21 protein-coding genes are annotated in these 21476 nt (G+C 72.3%); 10 read left to right on the top strand and 11 right to left on the bottom strand.

What is annotated here, in order from left to right; all coding sequences use genetic code 11:
• Positions 1–732, bottom strand: a complete 732-nt coding sequence (locus tag AC1Q7O_RS14610) for a winged helix-turn-helix domain-containing protein (protein WP_492657827.1) — start codon at positions 730–732, stop codon at positions 1–3.
• Positions 733–893: 161 nt separating this feature from the next.
• Between AC1Q7O_RS14610 and AC1Q7O_RS14605 the strand changes: the two genes are divergently transcribed.
• From AC1Q7O_RS14605 to AC1Q7O_RS14590, 4 genes are all read left to right on the top strand, one after another.
• Positions 894–4172 carry an EAL domain-containing protein gene (locus tag AC1Q7O_RS14605; RefSeq protein WP_492657826.1) on the top strand — a complete coding sequence of 1093 codons (3279 nt, stop codon included), beginning with the start codon at positions 894–896 and terminating at the stop codon, positions 4170–4172.
• 76 nt (positions 4173–4248) lie between these two features.
• A complete protein-coding gene (locus AC1Q7O_RS14600; protein WP_492657825.1) occupies positions 4249–5016 on the top strand; it encodes a class I SAM-dependent methyltransferase in 768 nt (255 codons plus the stop codon).
• A 52-nt stretch (positions 5017–5068) separates the two neighbouring features.
• Positions 5069–5866: a DUF2520 domain-containing protein gene (locus tag AC1Q7O_RS14595; protein WP_492657824.1), complete on the top strand. Its 798-nt coding sequence runs from the start codon at positions 5069–5071 to the stop codon at positions 5864–5866.
• A gap of 125 nt (positions 5867–5991) precedes the next feature.
• Entirely contained in the window at positions 5992–6546 is a 555-nt protein-coding gene (locus AC1Q7O_RS14590; protein ID WP_492657823.1) for a protein phosphatase CheZ, read from the top strand.
• Between the two features lie 52 nt (positions 6547–6598).
• On the opposite strand, the gene AC1Q7O_RS14585 is transcribed toward AC1Q7O_RS14590, so the two are convergent.
• Entirely contained in the window at positions 6599–7417 is an 819-nt protein-coding gene (locus AC1Q7O_RS14585; protein WP_492657822.1) for a M90 family metallopeptidase, read from the bottom strand.
• Positions 7418–7496: 79 nt separating this feature from the next.
• Between AC1Q7O_RS14585 and AC1Q7O_RS14580 the strand changes: the two genes are divergently transcribed.
• A complete protein-coding gene (locus AC1Q7O_RS14580) occupies positions 7497–8669 on the top strand; it encodes a YbfB/YjiJ family MFS transporter (protein ID WP_492657821.1) in 1173 nt (390 codons plus the stop codon).
• On the opposite strand, the gene AC1Q7O_RS14575 is transcribed toward AC1Q7O_RS14580, so the two are convergent.
• Together AC1Q7O_RS14575 and AC1Q7O_RS14570 are read right to left on the bottom strand one after the other, a co-directional pair.
• Positions 8670–8909: a hypothetical protein gene (locus AC1Q7O_RS14575; protein WP_492657820.1), complete on the bottom strand. Its 240-nt coding sequence runs from the start codon at positions 8907–8909 to the stop codon at positions 8670–8672.
• Between the two features lie 46 nt (positions 8910–8955).
• Positions 8956–9207, bottom strand: coding sequence for a hypothetical protein (locus AC1Q7O_RS14570; protein WP_492657819.1), 252 nt, complete (start codon positions 9205–9207; stop codon positions 8956–8958).
• 136 nt (positions 9208–9343) lie between these two features.
• On the opposite strand from AC1Q7O_RS14570, the gene AC1Q7O_RS14565 reads away from it, so the two are divergent.
• A complete protein-coding gene (locus AC1Q7O_RS14565) occupies positions 9344–9502 on the top strand; it encodes a hypothetical protein (RefSeq protein WP_492657818.1) in 159 nt (52 codons plus the stop codon).
• A gap of 60 nt (positions 9503–9562) precedes the next feature.
• A complete protein-coding gene (locus AC1Q7O_RS14560) occupies positions 9563–10114 on the top strand; it encodes a DUF4334 domain-containing protein (RefSeq protein ID WP_492657817.1) in 552 nt (183 codons plus the stop codon).
• Here the strand turns inward: AC1Q7O_RS14560 and AC1Q7O_RS14555 are convergent.
• Positions 10066–11457, bottom strand: coding sequence for a wax ester/triacylglycerol synthase domain-containing protein (locus AC1Q7O_RS14555; RefSeq protein WP_492657816.1), 1392 nt, complete (start codon positions 11455–11457; stop codon positions 10066–10068). The two genes, AC1Q7O_RS14560 and AC1Q7O_RS14555, sit on opposite strands and share 49 nt — an antisense overlap.
• Before the next feature lie 43 nt (positions 11458–11500).
• Positions 11501–12454, bottom strand: coding sequence for a ribosome biogenesis GTPase YlqF (ylqF, locus tag AC1Q7O_RS14550; RefSeq protein ID WP_492657815.1), 954 nt, complete (start codon positions 12452–12454; stop codon positions 11501–11503).
• Between the two features lie 99 nt (positions 12455–12553).
• Between ylqF and AC1Q7O_RS14545 the strand changes: the two genes are divergently transcribed.
• Positions 12554–12949, top strand: coding sequence for a cold-shock protein (locus AC1Q7O_RS14545; protein WP_492657814.1), 396 nt, complete (start codon positions 12554–12556; stop codon positions 12947–12949).
• Positions 12950–12969: 20 nt separating this feature from the next.
• Here the strand turns inward: AC1Q7O_RS14545 and AC1Q7O_RS14540 are convergent, their stop codons facing one another.
• The 4 genes from AC1Q7O_RS14540 to AC1Q7O_RS14525 form a co-directional block, all read right to left on the bottom strand.
• The gene (locus AC1Q7O_RS14540; protein ID WP_492657813.1) at positions 12970–13290 is read right to left on the bottom strand and encodes an energy transducer TonB; all 321 of its coding nucleotides are present in this window, start codon (positions 13288–13290) and stop codon (positions 12970–12972) included.
• Between the two features lie 29 nt (positions 13291–13319).
• Positions 13320–14867, bottom strand: a complete 1548-nt coding sequence (locus tag AC1Q7O_RS14535; protein ID WP_492657812.1) for a methyl-accepting chemotaxis protein — start codon at positions 14865–14867, stop codon at positions 13320–13322.
• Between the two features lie 207 nt (positions 14868–15074).
• On the bottom strand, positions 15075–16346 hold the full coding sequence (locus tag AC1Q7O_RS14530; protein WP_492657811.1) for a c-type cytochrome: 1272 nt from the start codon (positions 16344–16346) through the stop codon (positions 15075–15077).
• A complete protein-coding gene (locus AC1Q7O_RS14525; protein WP_492657810.1) occupies positions 16343–17029 on the bottom strand; it encodes a c-type cytochrome in 687 nt (228 codons plus the stop codon). The genes AC1Q7O_RS14530 and AC1Q7O_RS14525 overlap by 4 nt, the downstream gene beginning before the upstream one ends.
• A 104-nt stretch (positions 17030–17133) precedes the next feature.
• Here AC1Q7O_RS14525 and galB point away from each other — a divergent pair, with 104 nt between their 5' ends.
• Positions 17134–19698, top strand: a complete 2565-nt coding sequence (galB, locus tag AC1Q7O_RS14520; protein WP_492657809.1) for a beta-galactosidase GalB — start codon at positions 17134–17136, stop codon at positions 19696–19698.
• 6 nt (positions 19699–19704) lie between these two features.
• On the opposite strand, the gene AC1Q7O_RS14515 is transcribed toward galB, so the two are convergent.
• A complete protein-coding gene (locus tag AC1Q7O_RS14515; protein ID WP_492657808.1) occupies positions 19705–20379 on the bottom strand; it encodes a YggS family pyridoxal phosphate-dependent enzyme in 675 nt (224 codons plus the stop codon).
• 27 nt (positions 20380–20406) lie between these two features.
• Here AC1Q7O_RS14515 and AC1Q7O_RS14510 point away from each other — a divergent pair, with 27 nt between their 5' ends.
• The gene (locus tag AC1Q7O_RS14510; protein ID WP_492657807.1) at positions 20407–21450 is read left to right on the top strand and encodes a type IV pilus twitching motility protein PilT; all 1044 of its coding nucleotides are present in this window, start codon (positions 20407–20409) and stop codon (positions 21448–21450) included.
• Positions 21451–21476 lie beyond the last annotated feature (26 nt).

Below are 21476 nucleotides of genomic sequence, written 5' to 3'. Positions count from 1 at the left end.
CTAGTGCTGGCTGACGGCGGGCACGAACAGGTAGCCGGCGCCGCGCACCGACTTGATGAGCTGGGGCTCGTCGGCGTTGTCGCCCAGCTTGCGGCGCAGCCGGCCGATGAGCACGTCGATGGTGCGGTCGAACGGCGCCGCCTCGCGGCCGCGCGTCTGCTCCAGCAGGAAGTCGCGCGACAGCACGCGGCCGCCGTGGCGGGCCAGCACCTGCAGCAGCTCGAACTCGCCGGTGGTCAGCACCACCTCCGCGCCGCCGGCGTCGACGAGGCGGCGCGCCGCGGTGTCCAGCGTCCAGCCGGCGAACTGCAGCTGCGGGCGCTGCACCGGCGCGGGTGCGGCCGCGGGCGGCGCCGGCTCGGCCGGCACGAGGCGGCGCAGCACGGCCTTCACGCGGGCCAGCAGCTCGCGCAGGTCGAAGGGCTTGGTCACGTAGTCGTCGGCGCCGATCTCCAGGCCCACCACCTTGTCGATGGCGTCGCCGCGGCCGGTCACGATGACCAGGCCGCAGCGCCAGTGCTCGCGCAGCTGGCGAGCGATGACGAAGCCGTCCTCGCCGGGCAGGCCCAGGTCCAGCAGCACCAGCGCGGCGGGGTCGCGCGCCATCAGCGCCAGCAGGTCGCGGCCGCTGTGCACCTGGCTGACGCGAAAACCCTGTGCCTGCAGATAGGTGGCCAGCAACTGGGTGATGTCGACTTCGTCGTCGAGGACGGCAACGTGGGGCAGGGTCATGGGTTCGGGCGTGCGCTGCTGGCGCAACGATGGCGGCGACTTTAACGCCCGCCGCTGCCGTGAAATCGAACCGCGATCCGCGCGCCTGACGCGAGAAACGAGCGGCGCGACTTGATGCAGGTCAGATCCCTGCCGGATGGCGGTGCCCAGAATTCGCGCCCATGACGAAGAGGACGGCCCAGGTGCGAGACCCGGCGAGCAAGACGTTCTGGCAGCCGCCGGTGATCGGCGGCGAGCGGCCGGGCGCGGCGCGGCGCTGGCTGCGCGGCGCAGACCGCAGCGCGCTGACGGCGGCGCTGCTGTACGCGGTGTTCGGCGTGACGTGGGTGCTGTGGTCCGACCGGCTGCTGTTCGACCTGTCCTCCGAGCTGGCCGTGCTGCGCCCGCTGGGGCAGTGGAAGGGGCTGGTGTTCGTGGCGCTGTCGGCGCTGTGGGTGGGCGTGGCCGGGTGGCGGCACCGCAGCCTGCCCGCCACGGTGCAGATGCCCGGCGGGCGGCGGCTGATGGCCGTGCTGAGCCTGGCGGCGGTGGCCATCGTCAGCGTCGGCGTGGCCGGCGCCATCCATGCGTCGCGTGGCGAGCGCCGCGAGGTGTCGCAGACGCTGGCCGCCGTCGTGCAGGCGCGCGGCCTGCTGTGGTCCGCCTGGCTGCAGGAACGGCAGCGCGACGTGGCGGGCTGGCACGCCGACGCCGAGCCGCTGCCGGCGCCCGGCCGGCCCGGCGAGGCCCTGCCGCCCGTGCTGGCCGGCCAGCTGCGCGAGCTGTGCCTGCAGCTGCGCTGCGTGGACGCCCGCGTCGCGGCGCCGGGGCCGGACGTCGCCATCGTCGCCACGGGCAACGAGGGCGCCTATGCCGCACCGCAGCGCGTGCTGGTGGAGGTGGGCGTGCCGGCGGTGCCTGCGGCCGGCGGCGGCGCGGACCGGCTGGTGCTGCGCTTCGACGCGACGCCGACGCTGGCGGCGCTGCTGGGCCCTGGCGAGGGCGATCCGACCGGCCTGCGGCTGCTGCTGTCGCGGCGCCATGGCGATGGCTGGCACTGGCTGGAGGCGACGCCGGACGCCGGGCTGGCGGGCCGCGTCGTCGCGCCGGCGGGCGCCGCGGGCTGGCCGGACCGTGGGGCGCACGCCCGCCCGGCGCCGCTGGCCTTCGACGCGACGCTGGACGCCGGGCGTTCGTTCGTCGGCGCCGCGGTGCCGGCCGGCGGCGGCTGGACGCTGCTGGCCATCACCGACGCCGGCAGCCTGTACCAGCGTGCCTGGGGCGACCTGCTGTGGATCGTCGCCGCGGACCTCGCCGCGCTGCTGCTGCTGGCCTTCGCCGTCTACGGCCTGCAGCAGCACCGCGAGCTGCTGGCCACCCGGCGCGAACGCGCCGAGCAGGAGGAGAAGCTGCGCGCGCTGAACCTGCTGGAGGCCGTCACCAACAGCACGCCGGCGCTGGTCTTCACCAAGGATCTGCAGGGCCGCTTCACCTTCGTGAACCAGGCCACCTGCCGCGCGCTCGGCCAGCCGGCCGAGGCCGTGCTGGGGGCGCGGGCCGATGCCTTCCTGGCGCCCGAGGACTGCGAGCGCATCGCGGCGTTGAACGCCGAGGTCGCCGAGTCCGGCCGCACCCTCGCCAGCGAGGGGCCGCTGACGACGGCGCTGGGGCGGCGCTGGTACCTGCGCACGCTGGGCCCGCTGCGCGACGCGGACGGCAGCGTCAGCGGCATCTTCGGCGTCGTGCACGACATCACCGAGCGCCGCCAGCAGGAGGAGCGCCAGCGCCAGTGGGCCAAGGCCTTCGAGAGCACGCGCGACGGCGTCATCATCTGCGACGCGGCCGGCCGCATCGAGAGCGTCAACCCGGCGTTCACCGAGATCACCGGCTACGCGCCGGCAGATGCCATCGGCCGCACGCCGGCGCTGCTGCACTCGGGCCGGCATGACGCCGAGTTCTACCGCCAGCTCTGGCGCGGCATCACCGAGCAGGGCCACTGGCGCGGCGAGATCTGGAACCGGCGCAAGGACGGCGAGATCTACCCCGAGTGGCTGACGATCAGCGCCGTGCGCGACGACGCCGGCGCCATCACCAACTACGTCGGCGTGTTCACCGACATCACCCGCGTCAAGCGCGACGAGGCCGAGCTGCAGCGCCTGGCCAACTACGACCCGCTGACCGAGCTGCCCAACCGCCGCCTGCTGATCGCGCGGCTGGAGCAGGCGCTGGCACGCACGCAGCGCCACGGCGGGCGCACGGCGCTGCTCTACATCGACCTGGACGGCTTCAAGACCGTCAACGACAGCCTGGGCCATCCGGCCGGCGACGAGCTGCTGGTGGAGATGGCGCGCCGGCTGGGCGGGCGCATCCGCCGCGGCGACACACTGGGCCGGCTGGGCGGCGACGAGTTCCTCGTCATCGCCGAGTCGCTGAACGACCCGCAGGAGGCCGCCGTGCTCGCGCAGGACCTCATCGACGCCGTCGCGCGGGTGGTCACGCTGGCCGGCGGGCACGAGGTCTACGTGACCGCCAGCATCGGCATCAGCCTGTTCCCCGACGACGGCTGCAGCGATGCGACGGCGATGATGCGCGACGCCGATGCGGCGCTGTACCGCGCCAAGGAGCAGGGCCGCAACCGGCTGTGCTTCTTCACGCACGACCTCAACCGCCAGGCGGTGGCCCGGCTGGACATCGAGGTGGCGCTCAGCCACGCGCTGGACCGCGGCGAGCTGCGGCTGCACTATCAGCCCAAGGTGGGCGCCGCCAGCGGCCGCGTCATGGGCGCCGAGGCGCTGCTGCGCTGGCAGCGCGGCGCCGACCTCGTGCCGCCGGGCCTGTTCGTGCCGATTGCCGAGCAGAGCAGCCTGATCCTCGAGATCGGCGCCTGGGTCATCGACCAGGCCTGTGCTCAGCTCGCACGCTGGCGGGCCGACGGGCTGGCCATGCCGCGCATCGCCGTCAACGTGGCCGCCCGCCAGTTCAACGCCGGCGACCTGGACCGCGTGGTGGGCCAGGCCCTGCGCCGCCACGGCGTGCCGGCGGCCTGCCTGGAGCTGGAGGTCACCGAGAGCATGCTGATCGACCGGCCCGGCGAGGGCATCGAGATGCTGCGCCGGCTCAAGGACCTCGGCGTCAAGCTGTCGCTGGACGACTTCGGCACCGGCTACTCCAGCCTCGCCTATCTGCGCCAGTTCCCCATCGACGCGCTGAAGATCGACAAGTCCTTCGTCGACCACATCGGCATCGGCCCGGACGGCAGCGCCATCGTCGACGCGGTGATCTCGCTGGCCCACCGGCTGGGGCTGGCGGTGGTGGCCGAGGGCGTGGAGACGCCGGCCCAGCAGGCCCACCTGCGCGAGCAGGGCTGTGACGAGCTGCAGGGCTACGGCCTGGCCCGGCCCATGCCCGCCGACGCCTTCGAGGCCTGGTGCGCCGGCCGCGAGGTGGCCGCGGCGGCGTGACGGGCCCGGTGGGCTGACCTTTGTCACGGGTATTCGCGGGCCTGGATACTGGCCGCCCCAACAGGAGACACCGCTCATGAAGACCTGGCTCACCGCCGTCACCCTCACGCTCGCCGCCGTCGGCGCCCAGGCCCAGGCGGCCGATCCGCTGAAGGCCGCCGTCGCGGCCGACAACCGCCTCGTCGGCAACGTGGCCCGCGACGCCTGGCGCCACCCCTACGAGACGCTGAGCTTCTTCGGCATCAAGCCTACCGACACCGTCGTCGAGCTGGCGCCGGGCGGCGGCTGGTACACCGAGATCCTTGCGCCCTACCTGCGCGACGCCGGCCAGCTCTACGCGGCCGACGGCGGCAGCGCCCGCTTCAAGGCCAAGATGGAATCCATGGGCGTCTACGCCAAGGTCAAGATCACGGCGTTCGATGCCAACAAGGGCCTGCTGGACATCGCGCCCGCCGGTACCGCCGACGCCGTGCTGACCTTCCGCAACGTGCACAACTGGATGGGCTCCGGCAAGGCGCAGGACGTCTTCAACGCCGCCTTCAAGGCGCTCAAGCCGGGCGGCGTGCTGGGCGTGGAGGAGCACCGCCTGCCGGCCTCGCGTGCTCAGGACGCCAAGGCGCCCAACGGCTATGTGCACGAGGCCACCGTCATCAAGTTTGCCGAGGCCGCCGGCTTCAAGCTGGCCGGCCGCAGCGAGGTCAACGCCAACCCCAAGGACACGGCCGACCACCCCGAAGGCGTCTGGACGCTGCCGCCCACCTACGCGCTGAAGGACAAGGACCGCGCCAAGTACCAGGCCATCGGCGAGAGCGACCGCATGACGCTCAAGTTCGTCAAGCCTTGATGGCTGCGAGGGCCGAGCGCTGGGCCGCTACCGAGCCGGCCCAGGGGCAGACATGAAGCACGCCGTCGTCGGGTTCGGCCGGCTGGCGCGGGCGCTGGTGCCGGCGCTGCAGGCGGCGGGCGAAGACGTCGTCGTCGCGCGCCGCAGCGATGGCGACGCCGCTGTGGCGGCCGCGGTGCGCGCGGCAGACTGGGTCTGGCTGACCGTGCCCGACGACCACATCGCCGCGACCGCTGCCGCGCTGCCCTGGCGCGACGGCCAGCTGGCGCTGCACTGCAGCGGCGCCACGCCGCTGGCAGCGCTGGCGCCCGCGCCGGCCGCCGCCGGCTTCCACCCGCTGAAGCTGCTGGCCGGTGATGCCGGCCTGGCCGGCGCGCACGTGGGCATCGAGGCCGACGACACCCACCGCCCCGCGCTGCTGGCGCTGGCACGGCGGCTGGGCCTGGTGCCGCTGGCGCTGCCGTCGCCGATGTCGGCACCGGCCCGCGCGGCCTATCACGCGGCGGCCAACCTGGCGGCCAGTGGCCTGCTGGCCGTGCTGGCCGAGGCCGGCGCGCTGTGGAAGGCCGCCGGGCTGGCGCCGGATGACACGCTGGCCGCGTTGCTGCCGCTGTCCCGCGGCGCGCTGGACACCGCCCAGGCGCGCGGCCTGGCCGGTGCCATCTCCGGGCCGGTGGCGCGCGGCGACGCCGGCGTGCTGGCCCGCCACCTCGACGCGCTGGCCGGCGCCGGCCTGGCGGACGACCTGCTGCGCGCCGTGGCGCTTCGCCAGCTGGCACTGGCGCAGGCCGCCGGGCGGCTGGATGTGGCGCAGGTCACGGTGTTGCGGGCGCTGCTCTCGCCGAGCTGAATACGTTTGCAGCCGCCGTGACAAAGGCCGCGTTCGGCCGCCACCGGGGGCTGTGCGCGGCGGGGCAGGCCTCCTAAACTGCCCCGATCCGGTCGCTGTTGCCCGGTTCGACCAGGGAGTTCCGCATGTCCGACGCATCCATCCAGACCCTGATCCGCGCCGATGCGGCCCAGATCCTGCACACCGTGGTGGACGAGCTGCCCGACGCGCGCGAGCGCCTGCAGTACGTGCGCAGCATGACCGAGCAGGCAGCCACCAAGGTGCTCAACCTCGTGGAAGCCGCGCAGGAAGACGCCGAGGCCGTGCGCAAGAAGGGCCGCGAGCTGTCCGACGCGCTGAACCGCCTGGCGCTGTCCACCAACATCAGCCAGGACCGCGCCCGCGCGCTGATGAAGCTGTGCGCCGCCTACGCGGCCGACGCCGCCAGCTTTGCGGCGCGCGAGAAGTCGCTGCACACCGAGATCATGATGTCGCAGGACTTCCAGGATCTCTCCGGCCAGGTCATCAACAAGGTCAGCAAGATGCTGGAGCGCGCCGAGCCGCCGCTCAAGGACCTGATCTCGTCGCTGCCCGCGCCCACTGCGGCGGCCGAGCCCGAGGAACTGGGCGGCGTGCAGACGCCCGACAAGGCGCTCAAGCAGGACGACGTGGACGACCTGCTGGCCAGCCTCGGGTTCTGACCGTCATCCGCTCCGCACAACCCCGCCTTCGGCGGGGTTTGCTTTTTTGGGGTCAGGTCCAGTTCGCCGGATCGAGTCGGTAGTAGCCGCAGAGCTCCGCATACAGCGCCGGGTGCATCGCGGCCAGCTCGACGGGCCGCTCGAAGAACAGCTCGCTGATGACGGCGAAGAACTCCGCCGGGTCGGTGGCCGCGTAGGCATCGATGAGCCCCGGCTCACCGTTCGCCAAGCGCCAGCGCAGCGCATCGAACTCGTTCTGCATCACCGTCGACCAGCGCCGGTAGGCGTCGGCCGTCGGCAGCGCCGGCGCGCCGTTGGCGCGACCGCCCGCCTGGTCCAGCTGGTGCGCGAACTCGTGGATGACGACGTTGTGGCCGTCGCCCGGCGTGGCCGCGCCGCGCTTGACCTCGTCCCATGCCAGCAGCACCTGGCCCTGGCTCCAGCTTTCGCCGGCCAGCACACGGCGCTGGTCGGACTGCACGCCCCCCTCCGTCACCGGCCGGTCCACGACGAAGGCGCCGGGGTAGACCAGCACCTGGCGCAGCTCCGGGTAGACGCCGCGCGCCGCGCCCAGCAGCGGCAGGCAGGCCAGCGCGGCGATGGTGACGCGCACCTCATCCGTCACGCGCAGGCCGCGGCAGCCCAGGATGGGCTTCTCGGCCAGGAACACCTGCATCAGCCCCTTGAGCTTGAGCTGTTGCCGCGCCGGCAGCCGCGCCACCAGCGGCACATGGCGGCGCAGCAGCCGCCGCCATGCGGCCGGGAAGGGGCGGGCGGCCAGCCGCTCGCGCCGGCGCCGCACCCACAGCGGCCACAGCGCGATGCCCGTGGCGGCAAGCAGGACGACGACGAAGCAGATCAGCAGCGGCATCGCTGGCAACTGGGCCCGCCGGCGCCGTTTGCAAGCCCCCGCGGGCGCGGGCCGTGCCGTCGTCGCTTACGCTGGGGGCATGCCCGACGCCGCCCCGCCCTCCCGCCTGCAGGCCTGGCAGGTGCTGCTGGGCGGCGTCTGCGCTCTGGTGCTGACCATCGGCCTGGCGCGCTTCGCGTTCACGCCGCTGCTGCCGCAGATGCACGCCCAGGCCGGGCTGGGCGTGGCCGACGGCGGGCTGCTGGCGGCCATCAACTACGCCGGCTATATGAGCGGCGCGCTGCTGGCAGCGTGGATCGAGGACCCGGTCTGGCGCCGGCGCCTGTACACCTGGGCGCTGCCGCTGGCCCTCGTCATCACGGCGCTGATGGGCTGGAGCACGCAGTTCGCGGCCTGGGCCGTGTCGCGCTACGTGGGCGGGCTGTGCGGCGCGGCCGGCATGCTGCTGGGCTCGGGCCTGGTGCAGGGCTGGTTGATCCGCGCCGGGCGCCGGCCCGAGCTGGGCCTGTACTTCATCGGCTTGGGGCTGGGCATCGTCGTGTCGGCCGTCGGCGCCATGGGCATGAGCGGCCTGGGTTGGGGCTGGGCCGCGCAGTGGCAGGGCTTCGCGCTGCTGGGGCTGGCCTTCCTGGTGCCGGCGTGGTGGTGGCGCCCGCCCGTGCCGCCGCCGGCGCTCAAGTCGCAGGCCGGCGTGGCGCCGTCGCGGCGCTGGATGGCGCTGATGGTGGCGGCCTATTTCTGTGCCGGCTGGGGCTTCGTCATCAACGCGACCTTCACGGTGGCCATCGTCGAGAAGCAGCCGCTGCTGGCCGGCCAGGGGCCGTGGGCCTGGCTGCTGGTGGGGCTGGCGGCCACGCCGGCGGTGTTCGTGTGGGACCGCATCGCGCGGCGCACCGGCGACGTCGGCGCGCTGCTGATTGCGTTCGGCGTGCAGATCGCCGGCGTGCTGCTGCCGGCGCTGTCGCACAGCCTGGCCGCGGCGCTGCTGGGCGCGCTGCTGTACGGCGCCACCTTCATCGGCATCGTCAGCCTGACGCTGGCGCTGGTGGGGCGGCGCTCGCCTGCCAACCCGGGCAAGGCGATGGCGCGGCTGACGCTGAGCTACGGCGTGGCGCAGGTCAGCGCACCGGCGCTGACCGGCCGCATGGTGGAGGCCAGCGGCAGCTTCGACGCCGCCCTGTGGCTGACCGCCGCGGTGCTGGCGCTCGGCATGCTGGCGCTGGCCGGCGTGCGGCGCGAAGACCGCCGCTGATCAGGAGCCGCGGCCGGGCGCCACGGCGGAGCCCGGGCGGATGTTCTCGCCGATGGACTCGGCCTGGCGCCGGTCGGCCTCGCGCTGCGCGGCGGTGCGGCAGCGGCTGGTCGGCAGGTTGCTGCCGACGCGCGTCTCGCGCTCGCAGGACACCTGGTCTGCCGCGACGGTGTCGTTGGTTTGCGGGGCGGCGGCGCAGCCGGCCAATCCGATCACGAGCAGGGGCAGCAGCAGTTTCATGATGACGGGGCGTAGGTCCGTGGTGGCGCGCAGCATAACGCGGCGGTCAGGTGCTGCCGGGCTTGGTGACGGCCTGGCCGCGGCGAGCCAGGTCCTCGAGGTCTTCCGCGCTGCGCTTGTCGCGCTCGCGCTGCGCGGCCGAGCGGCAGCGCATGGCGGTGAAGCGCGTGCCGGTGATCTCGTCGCGTTCGCAGACGGTGCCCTCGGCCGTGGCCGCAGGGGGCTCTTCCTTGGGCGCCGGGCCGGCGCAGCCCAGCAGCGCGGCCGGCAGCAGGAGCAGCAGCAGTGGTTGTTTCATGACATTCCCTGAAAAACGGAAAGTGCAGCATATCGGGCCTGCATGGCGCGCGTAACCGTGTGTGACGCCCGTCATCCGGCCGCGGCCGGCGGCGGTTAGCAGCTGACGGCCGCGCGTTGCGGCCCGGAGCTGACCCATGAAACGACTGGCCCTGGCCCTTGCCCTGATCTCGTCCGCCGTGCTGCTGTCCGGCTGCATCATCGTGCCGCACCGCCACGGCGGATACCACCATCACTACGACGACCGCGACTATGGCCGCGGCCCGGTCTACGTGGTGCCTGGCCCGCGGCGCTGACCGGCCCGGCCGCGGCGCGTCCGTCGCGGGGCGCCGGTTTGGCGGGATGATGGCGCCCTGATGAGCGCCTCTGACACCGCCTCGGCCCTCCGGCTGTTCGACTCGCTGCCACCGGTGTCGACGGACTTCATGCTCGGCACCTGGCGCGGCGAGGGCTTTCCGACCGGCCATGCGCTGGACGGCGCGCTGGAAGCCTACGGCTGGTGGGGCAAGCGCTTCGACAGCGCGGAGCATGTGCATCCGCTGCTGTTCGCGCGGCGTGGTGGCGGCACGCTGGCGCTGAACCCGCTGTGGATGGCGCCGTCGCTGCGGTGGCTGGACCGCTGGCCGCTGCCCAAGTCCCCCGCCATCGGGCGGGCCCTGCAATGGCTGCTGCCGCTGTTGTCGACCCGGCGCTCAGGCGCACGGCTGCGGCAGCTGGCGCACCGCGGCCAGGTCAGCGCGGCGATGGTCTATGACCGCCTGCCTATCCACGACGTGTTCCGCCGCCTCGACGACGACACGGTGCTGGGGCTGATGGACCAGAAGGGCTCGGCCGCCACGTTCTTCTTCGTGCTGAGGCGTCAGAGCCCGACGGCCACTTCCAGCGCGGCGATCTCCTCGTCGATGTAAGCCGCCAGCCGGCCCAGGTTGGGCAGCGCGTCGGTCGCGATCAGGCCGAAGTACAGCGTGCCGGCATAGCTGAACAGCGTGATGTTCAGCAGGTGGGTGGCCGGCAGCGTGGACACGGGGTGCATCTCGGTCAGTTCGGCGCCCCTCAGGTAGAGCGTCTCCGCCGGGCCGGGCACGTTGGACACCAGCGTGTTGCCCAGCGGCGTGACGACGTCGGCGAGCTTGAGCATGCCGGCGATCTGGCCCAGCAGGCCGGTGAGGATGGTGTACGTCTCCACCGCCTCGGGCGCGACCGAGTCGATCATGGACCGCACGTTGCGCAGCGAGTAGCCGACGTTGCGCAGCCGCACGTAGGCATCGTCGGTGGGCGGGGACAGGTCGACGAGGATGATGCCGATCTTGTTGCCGCCGCTCTTCTCGCCTTCGCGCCTCAGGTTCACCGGCATCTGGATGGTGATGGGCCGGTCCAGCGTGATGCCCTCGTCGGCCAGGTAGCGGTGCATGGCGCCGTCCAGGCAGGTCAGCGCGACGTGGTTCAGCGTGGCGCGCGCGACCTGGCGGATGGCGTCGATGCGGGCCATGGGCACGGCGGCGGTGGCGAACTGGCGGCCCGGCGTCGCGTTGCCGGTGAACGGCGTGTTGCCGCTGGCCATGAAGGGCAGCGAGATGGCGTTCTTGGTCAGCTTCACCGCCTCCAGCGCCAGCATGGCGGTCAGCCGCCCGACGCCGACGGCGCGCTTGCTGTTGGCGGTGAGCTGCTTCCACACGGTGCCGGCGACGGCCTGGTCCAGCCGCTTCTTGCCCTTGAGGCCGCCGCCGCGGCGCGACTGGTCCAGCGTCCAGACGGGTGTGAGGCTGAGGTCGTCGGGCGTCGTGCGCAGCGACTGCACGCCCCAGCGCGTCATCGTGATGCCGTCGGCCACCGCGTGGTGCATCTTGTAATAGACGGCGAACTGGCGGTCCCACAGCCCGGAGATGACGTGCACCTCCCACAGCGGCCGGCTGCGGTCCAGCACCGGCTCGTGCAGGCGGGACGCCAGCGCGTACAGCGCCTCGCGGTCGTTGGCGCCGCGCTTGAGCTGGTGGAAGAACACGTGCTGCGTCAGGTCCACCGACTCGGCTGTGGCCCAACTGGGCATCAACCCGGCGGACAGGAAGTGGATGACCTGGTTGAACGGTGGCTGGACGTCGGTGTGTTCGAGGAAGGCCTCGTACAGCTGCTTCGCGAAGCGCGCCGAGCCCCCCTTGGGGATGCGGTGCAGGTGCAGCCCGGCCACGTGCTTGGGGCTGGCCTCGCTCTCGGCGATGAAGAAGGCGAGGTCGAGCAGGGAGAGGCGTGTCATGGCCCCAGCATAGGCAGCGGGGCCCGGCCTCACACCCGGGGAATCACGCGTCTCCGCTGGCTGCCTGGCGCCGGCCGCTGCGCTTGACCTTCTCCGCGGCCTTCTCGGCCTCGCGCTCGGCGGCCTTGCGTTCCTCGGCCTCGGCGGCCGCGCGGCGCCAGGCGGCCATCTCGTCGGGCGTCTCCAGCGTGATGCGGCCCAGCTGCCCGCCGCGGAAGTCCATCAGCAGCGCCTCGGCGGCCTTGTGCAGCTGCACCGCGCCGCCGCGGATCTTGGCGCCGCGCTTCACGCCGATGGCCTCCAGCACCGCGTCGTCCTCGCCCAGCTCCGCCAGGCCGAAGCGCTGCTGCAGCCGGTCGGCGTAGCGGCGCTTGAGCGTGGCGATGAGCTCCAGCGCCACCTCGGCCTCGTCGAACGCGTTGCGGCCGATGGCGCCGCTGGCGGCCAGGTGGTAGCCGCTTTGCTCGATGGAGATCCTGGGCCACAGCATGCCGGGCGTGTCGAACAGATAGAAGCCGTTCTCCAGCACGATCTTCTGCTCGATCTTGGTGATGCCGGGCTCGTCGCCCGTCTTGGCGGCCTTCTTGCCCACCAGCGTGTTGATCAGCGTGCTCTTGCCGACGTTGGGGATGCCGCAGATCAGCACGCGCAGCGGCTTGTGCATGTCGCCGCGCCCGGGCGCCAGCTCGCGGCAGGCCTTGACGAGGGCGCGCGCCGGCGCCTTCTCCCCCGCATCCAGTGGGATTGCGCGGGTGTGGGGTTGTGCGTTGTAGTACGCCAGCCAGGCTTCGGTCTGTGCCGGGTCGGCCAGGTCCTGCTTGTTCAGCACCTTCAGCGACGGCCGGCCGGTCGTCAGCGAGGCGAGCAGCGGGTTGCTGCTGGAGCCCGGCAGGCGTGCGTCCAGCAGCTCGATGACCACGTCCAGCCCCGCCTTCACGCGATCCTTGATCGCCTGACGGGTGGAGTTCATGTGGCCGGGGAACCAGTGGATGGGCATGCGGGGTCGGAAGGGTCGGGGAGGCGGGATTGTCGGGGTTTACATCCGGTTGCGGCGCCTGGCGCCGGCCGCCCCAACATTCAGGCTTGAGAGGGCAGTATGAGATTCGATGGTGTGCTGAGCGCCTGGAACCACGCGGCGGGCTACGGCAGCATCCGCCCGGTGGGCGGCGGAGAAGAGTTGTTCGTGGCGCTGGGGGCTTTCCCTACCGACGGCCTGGGGCCGCAGATGGATGAGCCGCTGAGCTTCGAAATTGTGACCGGCCGTGACGGCCGCAAGCAGGCGGTGAACCTCAAGCGCCTGCCATCGGGCCAGCGCGGCGCGGCGCTGCGCGAGGCCACCGGCGTGGGCCATGCGCGCGTGCAGCGCGCCCAAAGAAAACGGCGCCTGGGCCTGGCGGCCGGCGCCGTTGTCACGGTGATGCTGGTCATGGGCGGCGTGCACTGGTGGCCGCACGGCTCGCCGGTGGACGTACCGCCGGCGATGCGCCGCTGAGCGGGGCCAGCAGCCCCGCCTCAGTCCTCGTTTTTGAAGACGAGCTTCACTTCGTGGGTGGTCTTCTCGCCCGGCTCGAACTTCCACTCCATCAGCGCGGCCTTCACGGCGCGGTCGAACACGCGCTTGGGTTCGGCTTCGACGATTTCCACGTCGCTGACCTTGCCGTCGGCTTCGATGATGAGCTTGGCCTTGACCGAGCCGGCGGAGATGCCCTTCTTGGCCGCCTCGGACGGGAACTCCGGCGGCACCTTCTTGATGACCTTGGGCGCGGCATGAGCCCCCGCCACGGCGAACATCAGGCTGGCGGCCAATACGGTGACGGAACGCAGGAATGACATGGCGGACCTCGATGAGTGATTGACGGGGCTCAGGCGGCGCGGAAGAAGCCCACCGCCTCGATGAGGCGGGTGGAGCTGTCGCGCAGCGCGTCGGCCGAGCGGCTGAGTTCGCCGACCAGGCTGGTGTTCTGCTGCGTGGCCTTGTCCAGCTCGTTCATCGCGCCGTTGACGACGCCGACGCCGGTGGCCTGCTCCTGGGCCGAGTGCGAGATTTCCTCGATCAGCTGGCCCATGTTGTTGACCTCGTCGACGACGCTGCGGATGGTGACGCCGGCGTTGTTGACCAGCGTCGTGCCGTTCTCGACCTTGACGGTCGACTCCTGGATCAGCACCTTGATTTCCTTGGCGGCACCGGCCGAGCGCTGTGCCAGCGCGCGCACTTCGGCAGCGACGACCGCGAAGCCGCGGCCGTGTTCGCCGGCACGGGCCGCTTCCACGGCGGCGTTCAGCGCCAGGATGTTGGTCTGGAAGGCGATGCCGTCGATGACGCCGATGATGTCGCCGATCTTCTTGGAGCTGGCGCTGATCTCTTCCATGGTCTCGACGACCTTGGAGACGACCGAGCCGCCGTTGCTGGCCGCCTGGCGGGCCGTCACGGCGATGCCGGCGGCGCGGCGGGTCAGGTCGCTGGCGCCCTTGAGCGTGGAGGCGATCTCTTCCACCGACGCGGCGGTGTTCTGCAGGCTGGCGGCGGAGCGCGTGGTGCGCTCGGCCAGGTTGGAGTTGCTGTCGGCGATGGAGCCGGAGTTGGACGCCACCTCGCTGGCCGCGGCCGACACGTCGCGCACGACGCCGGACAGCGCCTGCTGCATGTTCTGCATGGCCTGCAGCATCTGGCTCAGTTCATCGCGGCCTTCGACCTGGATGTTCTGCGTCAGGTCGCCGGCGGCGATGGCTTCGGCGGCCAGCTGGGCCTTGCGGGCCGGGCCGACGATGGAGCGGGCGATGACGATGGCGCCACCGATGCCGACGACGACAGCGAACACCACCAGGCCGATGGTCAGCATGACCGACCAGCCGGCCAGTTGCACGCCGTTGGTGGCCAGCAGCTTGCCGTTCTCGAACTGCATGTCCACCAGCTTCTTGATGCCGTCCTGCAGCGCGGCCTGGGCGGGGCGCAGGTCGGTGATCAGGCTTTCACGGGCCTCGTCGGGGCTGCCGTCGGCCTGGATCTTCTGGAACTTCTCCAGCGCGGCCAGGAACTTGACCTTCTGCGCGCGCACGTCCGACACGACGGCCTTCTCGGCGTCGTCGGAGACGCTGTCTTCCAGGCTCTTGAGCTGCTTCTCGGACTCGTCCACCGCACCGGCGATGGCTGCCTTCTGCTTCTTGATGGCACCGGCGGTGTCCAGCAGCAGCAGGTCGCGCACGGCGCGGGCAATGATGTTGACCTGGCTCTCCAGGCCGTTGGCCGAGCCGATCTTCACGAGGCTGGAGTTCGCCGTGCGGTCCAGGTCATTGGCCAGGCGCTTCGCATTGGATGCGCCATAGGTGCCGATGCCCACCAGCAGCAGGATCAGCAGACCAAAGCTCACGAAGAGGCGCTGGTCGATGCGCAGTTGCGTCAGAAAGTTCATTCGTTCCGTTCCTTCGAGATCTTCGGTATGGCGGCATCCGCCGCGCATGGGTGCCGCTGCGGACTGTAGGCCCGCACGTCCGTTTTGGACGGTCCCAACGACGGGCCGGCGCGCAGTGTGTCGCGACCTGTGACGATTTGCTTCAAGGCTGCCGAGTGCGGCCGTGAAGTCGTTCACGACGGCTCCCCCGCCCGGGGGCCTGCCGGCTCAGCGCGCGGCGGCGGCGGCCTTCAAACGGAGCACTTCGACGGCATCGACCTCGCCCGCGCGGTGGCCGAACGACTGCCGCAGATGGCTGGCCAGTGCGGCCAGTTCCTCGGCGCTCAGCTGGCCCGCGAACGGCGGCATGCCGTAGGGGCGGGGGTGGCCGGGCGTGGCCGGCGCGAAGCCGCCGCGCTCGATGAGCCGCACCAGGTTGGCCGCGCTGGCCTGCGTGACCAGCCGGCTGCCGGCCAGCGCCGGGTAGGCCAGGCGGCCGGCGTCGTCGCGCCCACCCTCGCCGCGCTCGCCGTGGCAGCTGGCGCAGTGGTCGGCGTACAGGCGGGCGCCCAGCTTTCCGCGGCGCGCGTCCGGCTCCGGCGGTTCGGGCCGGGGCACCGGCTGCTCGGGCAGCGAGCGCAGGTAGGCGGTCATGGCGGCCAGGTCGGCGTCGTCCAGCGCGGCGGTGCTGCCCAGCACCACCTCGGCCATCGGGCCCTGGGCCGTGTGGCCGTCGGCATGGCCGTCGCGCAGCAGGCGCTGCACGGTCTCGGGCGTCCAGCGCTGCACGCCGGCCTCGGCCGGGTCCAGCAGCGACGGCGCCTGCCAGCCCAGCCCGGGCAGCAGGCCGCCGCGGAAGTCGGCGGCGCCCTGGTCGCCGCCCAGCGCGTTGCGGCCGGCGTGGCAGGCGCTGCAGTGGGCCAGGCCCTGGCTCAGGTAGGCGCCACGGTTCCAGGCGGCGTCGCGCGCGGGGTCGGGCTGGTAGGTGCCGGGCCGGAAGTACAGCGCCCGCCAGGCGGCGATGGCCAGCTGGCTGCCGTACAGGCCGCGCAGCTCGTGCGCGCGGCGGGGGGCGTCCACCGGGGGCTGGGCCTGCAGCCAGGCATGCAGCGCGTCGGCGTCGTCGCGGGTGACGAGGGTGGTGTTGGTGACGGGGTGGGCCGGCACCAGCAGCCGGCCGTCGCGGCCCTGGCCCAGGTGCAGCGTGCGCCAGAAGTCGTCGGCGCTCCAGCCGGCCAGGCCGGTGGCGTGCGGCGTGAGGTTGGGCGAGAAGACGGTGCCGAACGGCGTCGGGATGGCGCGGCCGCCGGCCAGCCGCTCGCCGCCGCGGGCCGTGTGGCAGCCGGCGCAGTTGCCGACGGCGGCGAGGTAGGCGCCGCGCTTCAGGTCCACCGGCGCGGTGGCGCGGGGCGTGTCGTCGGGCAGGTGGCGTTGCCAGGCCAGCAGCGCGAAGGGCGCGGCCACGGCCAGCAGCACGGCGGCGAGCAGGGCGCGCTTCATGGCAGGCCTCCACAGCGCAGCGGGGCGGGGGCCGGCAGCGCGGCGGCCGGGTGCGGGTCGGCGGGCAGCGGGCGGCCGGCCAGCCACTGCGTGATGGCGTTGATCTCGGCGTCGGTCAGCGTCTTGGCGACGTGGGCCATGCAGTCCGGCGCCTGCGCGCGCCGCTGGCCGCTGCGCCAGGCGCCCAGCTGGCCGTTCAGGTAGTCGCGCGACAGGCCCAGCAGCCCCGGCACGGCCGGCTGCGCACCGGTCAGCCGCTCGCCGTGGCAGGCGATGCAGGCGGGCAGCTTGCGGGCGGCGTCGCCGTGGCGGACCAGCTGCTCGGCGCGGGCCAGCTCGGGCGCTGCCAGCGTGGGCGGCTGCGGCGGCGGGTAGGGCAGGTCCAGCGCCGCGAAGTGGCCGGCCAGCTCCTGCAGGTAGGCGTCGGACAGCGGCGCGATGAGCTCGCTCATCAGCCCGTAGTCACGCCGGCCGTCGCGGAAGTTGAGCAACTGGTTGTAGAGATAACCGGCCGGCTTGCCCGCCAGCCGCGGGTAGTAGCCGTCGGGCGCGGCGCGGCCCTCCTTGCCGTGGCAGCCGGTGCAGGCCAGCGCGCGCTGGGCGAGTGTGTCGGGCACGGGGCCGGCGCGGCTGCACAGCGGCAGCAGGCAGACGGCCAGCGCAAGGAGGAGGCGAAGAGACATGAGCCCGGAGTGTGCCCCGACGGCCATTCGCTCACCGGCTTGAGCGCTTGCCGGCCCCCGGTGGCGCCTAGCATGCGCCGCGCTCCCTCTCCAGAAGGCCCTCCATGTCCGCCGCCGCTCCGCTGATCCTGCTTGCCCTGGCCTTGTCCCTGCCCGCACAGGCGCGGGAGCGGCTGGACTGGTCGCCTGGCTGGCGTTTCACGCAGGGCGACCCGGTCGGGGCCGTGGCGCCGCGCGTGGCCGACTTCAAACCCTGGCTACTGCCCGGTGCCACGCGGCCCGCAGGCACGGCGCCCGGCGAGGCGCTGGCCTACGCGCAGCCCGGCTTCGATGATGCCGGCTGGCGGCTGCTGGACCTGCCGCACGACTGGGGCGTGGAGCACGGCTTCCAGCAGGCGCTGCCCGGCGAGACCGGCAAGCTGCCCTGGCATGGCGTGGGCTGGTATCGCAAGACGGTGCCGGCCGGCGCGGCGGGCCAGCGCACGGTGCTGGAGATCGACGGCGCGCTGGCCAACTCCGCCGTCTACTGCAACGGCCGGCTGGTGGGCGGCTGGCCCTACGGCTACACGTCCTACCAGGTGGACCTGACCGGCTGCCTGACGCCGGGCGCCGACAGCCAGCTGGCGATCCGCCTCGACAACCCGCCCGATTCATCGCGCTGGTACCCGGGCGGCGGCCTGTACCGCCACGTCTGGCTGACGCGCACCGACGCCGTGCACGTGCCGGCGGGCGAGGTGTTCGTGCGCACGCCGCAGGTGACGGCCGAGCGGGCGACAGTGGCCACGCGCGTGACCGTCGCCAACGACGGCGCGGTGCCGGTCAGGGTGGCCGTGACGGTGGACATCTACCGGGCCGATGCCGATGGCCGCCCGGTCGGCGCGCCGCTGGTGCCGTCGCGCGAGCAGCCGCGCACGCTGCAACGCGGGGAGCGCACGGCGCTTGACTTCGACCTGCGGCTCACCCGGCCCGCGCTGTGGGACGTGGCCTCGCCGCAGCGCCATGTCGCCGTCACCGTCGTGAAGCAGGGCGGCCGCGTGCGGGACCGCGTGGAGACGCCGTTCGGCATCCGGCAGATCGCGTTCACGGCCGACGACGGCTTCCACCTCAACGGCCGCCGCGTGCAGCTGCAGGGCGTCTGCATGCACCACGACCTGGGCGCGCTCGGCGCCGCCTTCAACGTGCGCGCCGCCGAGCGGCAGCTGGAGCTGCTGCGCGAGATGGGCGTCAACGCCATCCGCACCAGCCACAACCCGCCCGCGCCCGAGCTGCTGGCGCTGACCGACCGGCTGGGCTTTCTCGTCATCGACGAGCTGTTCGACACCTGGACCCAGGCCAAGAAGCGCAACGACTATCACCAGCACTTCGCGGATTGGTCCGAGGCCGACCTGCGCGCCTGGGTGCGGCGCGACCGCAACCACCCGTCCGTCATCCTGTGGAGCACCGGCAACGAGATCCACGAGCTGGGCCGCCCGGACGGCCCCGCCGTGTCCGCCCGGCTGGCCGAGCTGGTGCGGCAGGAAGACCCGACCCGCCTCGTGTCGGCGGCGGCGCACGTCGTGCAGGCGGGCCACAACGGCTTCCAGAAGACGGTGGATGTGTTTGGCTACAACTACAAGCCGCACGAGTACGCCCGCTTCCACGCCGCCAACCCGGGCCAGCCGCTGTACGGCAGCGAGACCTCGTCCACCGTCAGCTCGCGCGGCGAGTATGTCTTCCCGGTGGACGACAACCCGGCGCTGGGCCGCGCCAATTTCCAGGTCAGCAGCTACGACCTCGTGGCGCCGCCGTGGGCGACGACGGCCGACGCCGAGTTCAAGGCGCAGGACCAGCAGCGCTTTGTGGCCGGCGAGTTCGTCTGGACCGGCTTCGACTACCTGGGCGAACCCACGCCGTTCAACGACGACGCCACCAACCTGCTGAACTTCCCTGCCGGCGAGGAGCGCGAGCGCGCGCGGGAGGACCTGGCCCGGCTGGGCCGGCTGACGCTGCCGTCGCGCAGCTCGTACTTCGGCATCCTGGACCTGGCAGGCTTCAAGAAGGACCGCTTCTGGCTCTACCAGTCGCACTGGCGGCCCGACCTGCCCATGGCCCACATCCTGCCGCACTGGAACTGGCCGGAGCGCGTGGGCCAGGTCACGCCGGTGCATGTCTACACGTCGGGCGACGAGGCCGAACTGTTCCTCAACGGCCGCTCGCTGGGCCGCAAGGCCAAGGCGGCGGGCGAGTACCGGCTGCGCTGGAACGACGTGGTCTACGAGCCGGGCGAACTGCGCGTCGTGGCCTACAAGGCCGGCAAGCCGTGGGCGAGCGAGCGCGTCGCGACGACCGGCGCAGCCGAGGCGCTGCGGCTGTCGGCCGACCGCCCGGCCATTGCCGCCGACGGCCGCGACCTGGCGTTCGTGACCGCCACCGTTGCCGACGCCGCCGGTCAGGCCGTGCCGCGCAGCAAGCCGCTGCTGACGTTCACGCTGGACGGCCCGGGCGAGATCGTCGCCACCGACAACGGCGATGCGACCGACCACACCGGCTTCAAGTCCACCGAACGCCGGGCGTTCAACGCGCTGGCGCTGGCCATCGTCAGGCTCAAGCCGGGGGCGGCCGGGCCGGTGACGCTGCGCGTGCGTTCAGAAGGCCTGGCGCCGGCCGAGGTGGTGATCCGCCCGCGCTGACCGGGATCAGCGCGCGCCGAAGATCGCCGAGCCGACGCGCACCATCGTCGAGCCGGCGGTGATGGCGTCCTCAAGATCGGCGCTCATGCCCAGCGACAGCGTGTCCAGCGCCAGGCCGTCGGCCTGCAACGCCGCGAACAGCGCCGCCATCGCCTGGTGCTGGGCCAGCGCGCCCGTGCCGGGCTCGGGCACGGCCATCAGGCCGCGCAGCGCCAGCCGCGGCAGCGCGGCGACCCGGTGGGCCAGCGCGGCGACGTCGCCGGGCAGCAGGCCGCTCTTGCTGGCCTCGCCGCTGATGTTGACTTGCAAGCAGATGTTCAACGGCGGCAGGCCCGCCGGGCGCTGTTCGGACAGCCGCTCGGCGATCTTGAGCCGGTCCACCGAATGCACCCAGTCGAAGGTCTCGGCCACCGGCCGCGTCTTGTTGGACTGCAGCGGGCCGATCAGGTGCCACTCGATCCGATCGCGCAGATCGGCCAGCTCGTCGGCCTTGGCCAGGCCTTCCTGCACATAGTTCTCGCCGAACGCGCGGGCGCCGGCGTCGAAGGCCTCGCGCACGGCCGCGGCCGGGAAGGTCTTGCTGACGACGAGCAGCCGCACCGCGTCGGGTGGCCTGCCAGCTGCGACACATGCCGCAGTGATCCGTGTTTTGGTGACTTGGAGGGAATCTGAGATCGCCATAATCAGCCGAGAACTTTTAGAAGCATCATGGACATCACTCAGCTGCTGGCATTTTCGGTCAAGAACAAGGCGTCCGACCTGCACCTCTCGGCCGGCCTGCCGCCCATGATCCGTGTGCATGGCGACGTGCGCCGCATCAATGTCGAGGCCCTGGACCACCGCGCGGTCCACGACATGGTGTACGACATCATGAACGACTCGCAGCGCAAGGTGTACGAGGAGACGCTGGAGGTCGACTTCTCGTTCGAGATCCAGGGCCTGGCGCGCTTCCGCGTCAACGCCTTCAACCAGAACCGCGGCGCCGGCGCCGTGTTCCGGACGATTCCGAGCAAGATCCTGTCGCTGGAGCAGCTGGCCGCGCCCAAGGTGTTTGCCGACCTGGCGCTCAAGCCCCGTGGCCTGGTGCTCGTGACCGGCCCGACCGGCTCGGGCAAGAGCACGACGCTGGCCGGCATGGTCAACCACCTCAACGAGAACGAGTACGGCCACATCCTGACCATCGAGGACCCGATCGAGTTCGTGCACGAGAGCAAGAAGAGCCTCGTCAACCAGCGCGAGGTCGGCCCGCACACGCACTCGTTCGCCAACGCGCTGCGCTCTGCGCTGCGGGAGGACCCGGACTGCGTGCTCGTCGGCGAAATGCGCGACCTGGAAACCATCCGCCTGGCACTTACCGCGGCGGAGACGGGTCACCTGGTGTTCGGCACGCTGCACACCTCGTCGGCCGCCAAGACGGTGGACCGCATCGTCGACGTGTTCCCGGCGGCCGAGAAGGAAATGGTGCGGGCGATGGTGTCGGAGTCGCTCGTCGCCGTCATCTCGCAGAGCCTGTGCAAGCTGAAGGACGGCACCGGCCGCGTCGCGGCGCACGAGATCATGCTGGGCACCTCGGCCATCCGCAACCTGATCCGCGAGAACAAGGTGGCGCAGATGTACTCGGCCATCCAGACCGGCAACTCGCAAGGCATGCAGACGCTGGACCAGAACCTCACCGACCTCGTGCGGCGCAACATCATCTCGCCCGCCGAGGCCCGTTCGAAGGCCAAGTTCCCTGAGAACTTCCCTGGCTAGAACTGTTCACCCCCGGTTCGGCGGAG

The organism is Roseateles sp. GW823-FHT07B05 (assembly GCF_058794515.1).
This window is presented reverse-complemented; position numbering and strand designations above follow the sequence as displayed.

Bases quoted from the DNA above. Each gene is read 5' to 3' on its own strand.
- galB (WP_492657809.1), top strand. From the start codon at position 17,134: ATGTCCGCCGCCGCTCCGCTGATCCTGCTTGCCCTGGCCTTGTCCCTG.
- AC1Q7O_RS14595 (WP_492657824.1), top strand. From the start codon at position 5,069: ATGAAGCACGCCGTCGTCGGGTTCGGCCGGCTGGCGCGGGCGCTGGTG.
- AC1Q7O_RS14545 (WP_492657814.1), top strand. From the start codon at position 12,554: ATGAGATTCGATGGTGTGCTGAGCGCCTGGAACCACGCGGCGGGCTAC.
- AC1Q7O_RS14575 (WP_492657820.1), bottom strand. From the start codon at position 8,909: ATGAAACTGCTGCTGCCCCTGCTCGTGATCGGATTGGCCGGCTGCGCC.
- ylqF (WP_492657815.1), bottom strand. From the start codon at position 12,454: ATGCCCATCCACTGGTTCCCCGGCCACATGAACTCCACCCGTCAGGCG.
- AC1Q7O_RS14510 (WP_492657807.1), top strand. From the start codon at position 20,407: ATGGACATCACTCAGCTGCTGGCATTTTCGGTCAAGAACAAGGCGTCC.
- AC1Q7O_RS14600 (WP_492657825.1), top strand. From the start codon at position 4,249: ATGAAGACCTGGCTCACCGCCGTCACCCTCACGCTCGCCGCCGTCGGC.
- AC1Q7O_RS14540 (WP_492657813.1), bottom strand. From the start codon at position 13,290: ATGTCATTCCTGCGTTCCGTCACCGTATTGGCCGCCAGCCTGATGTTC.
- AC1Q7O_RS14560 (WP_492657817.1), top strand. From the start codon at position 9,563: ATGAGCGCCTCTGACACCGCCTCGGCCCTCCGGCTGTTCGACTCGCTG.
- AC1Q7O_RS14535 (WP_492657812.1), bottom strand. From the start codon at position 14,867: ATGAACTTTCTGACGCAACTGCGCATCGACCAGCGCCTCTTCGTGAGC.
- AC1Q7O_RS14610 (WP_492657827.1), bottom strand. From the start codon at position 732: ATGACCCTGCCCCACGTTGCCGTCCTCGACGACGAAGTCGACATCACC.
- AC1Q7O_RS14585 (WP_492657822.1), bottom strand. From the start codon at position 7,417: ATGCCGCTGCTGATCTGCTTCGTCGTCGTCCTGCTTGCCGCCACGGGC.
- AC1Q7O_RS14555 (WP_492657816.1), bottom strand. From the start codon at position 11,457: ATGACACGCCTCTCCCTGCTCGACCTCGCCTTCTTCATCGCCGAGAGC.
- AC1Q7O_RS14590 (WP_492657823.1), top strand. From the start codon at position 5,992: ATGTCCGACGCATCCATCCAGACCCTGATCCGCGCCGATGCGGCCCAG.
- AC1Q7O_RS14605 (WP_492657826.1), top strand. From the start codon at position 894: ATGACGAAGAGGACGGCCCAGGTGCGAGACCCGGCGAGCAAGACGTTC.
- AC1Q7O_RS14565 (WP_492657818.1), top strand. From the start codon at position 9,344: ATGAAACGACTGGCCCTGGCCCTTGCCCTGATCTCGTCCGCCGTGCTG.
- AC1Q7O_RS14515 (WP_492657808.1), bottom strand. From the start codon at position 20,379: ATGGCGATCTCAGATTCCCTCCAAGTCACCAAAACACGGATCACTGCG.
- AC1Q7O_RS14525 (WP_492657810.1), bottom strand. From the start codon at position 17,029: ATGTCTCTTCGCCTCCTCCTTGCGCTGGCCGTCTGCCTGCTGCCGCTG.
- AC1Q7O_RS14570 (WP_492657819.1), bottom strand. From the start codon at position 9,207: ATGAAACAACCACTGCTGCTGCTCCTGCTGCCGGCCGCGCTGCTGGGC.
- AC1Q7O_RS14530 (WP_492657811.1), bottom strand. From the start codon at position 16,346: ATGAAGCGCGCCCTGCTCGCCGCCGTGCTGCTGGCCGTGGCCGCGCCC.
- AC1Q7O_RS14580 (WP_492657821.1), top strand. From the start codon at position 7,497: ATGCCCGACGCCGCCCCGCCCTCCCGCCTGCAGGCCTGGCAGGTGCTG.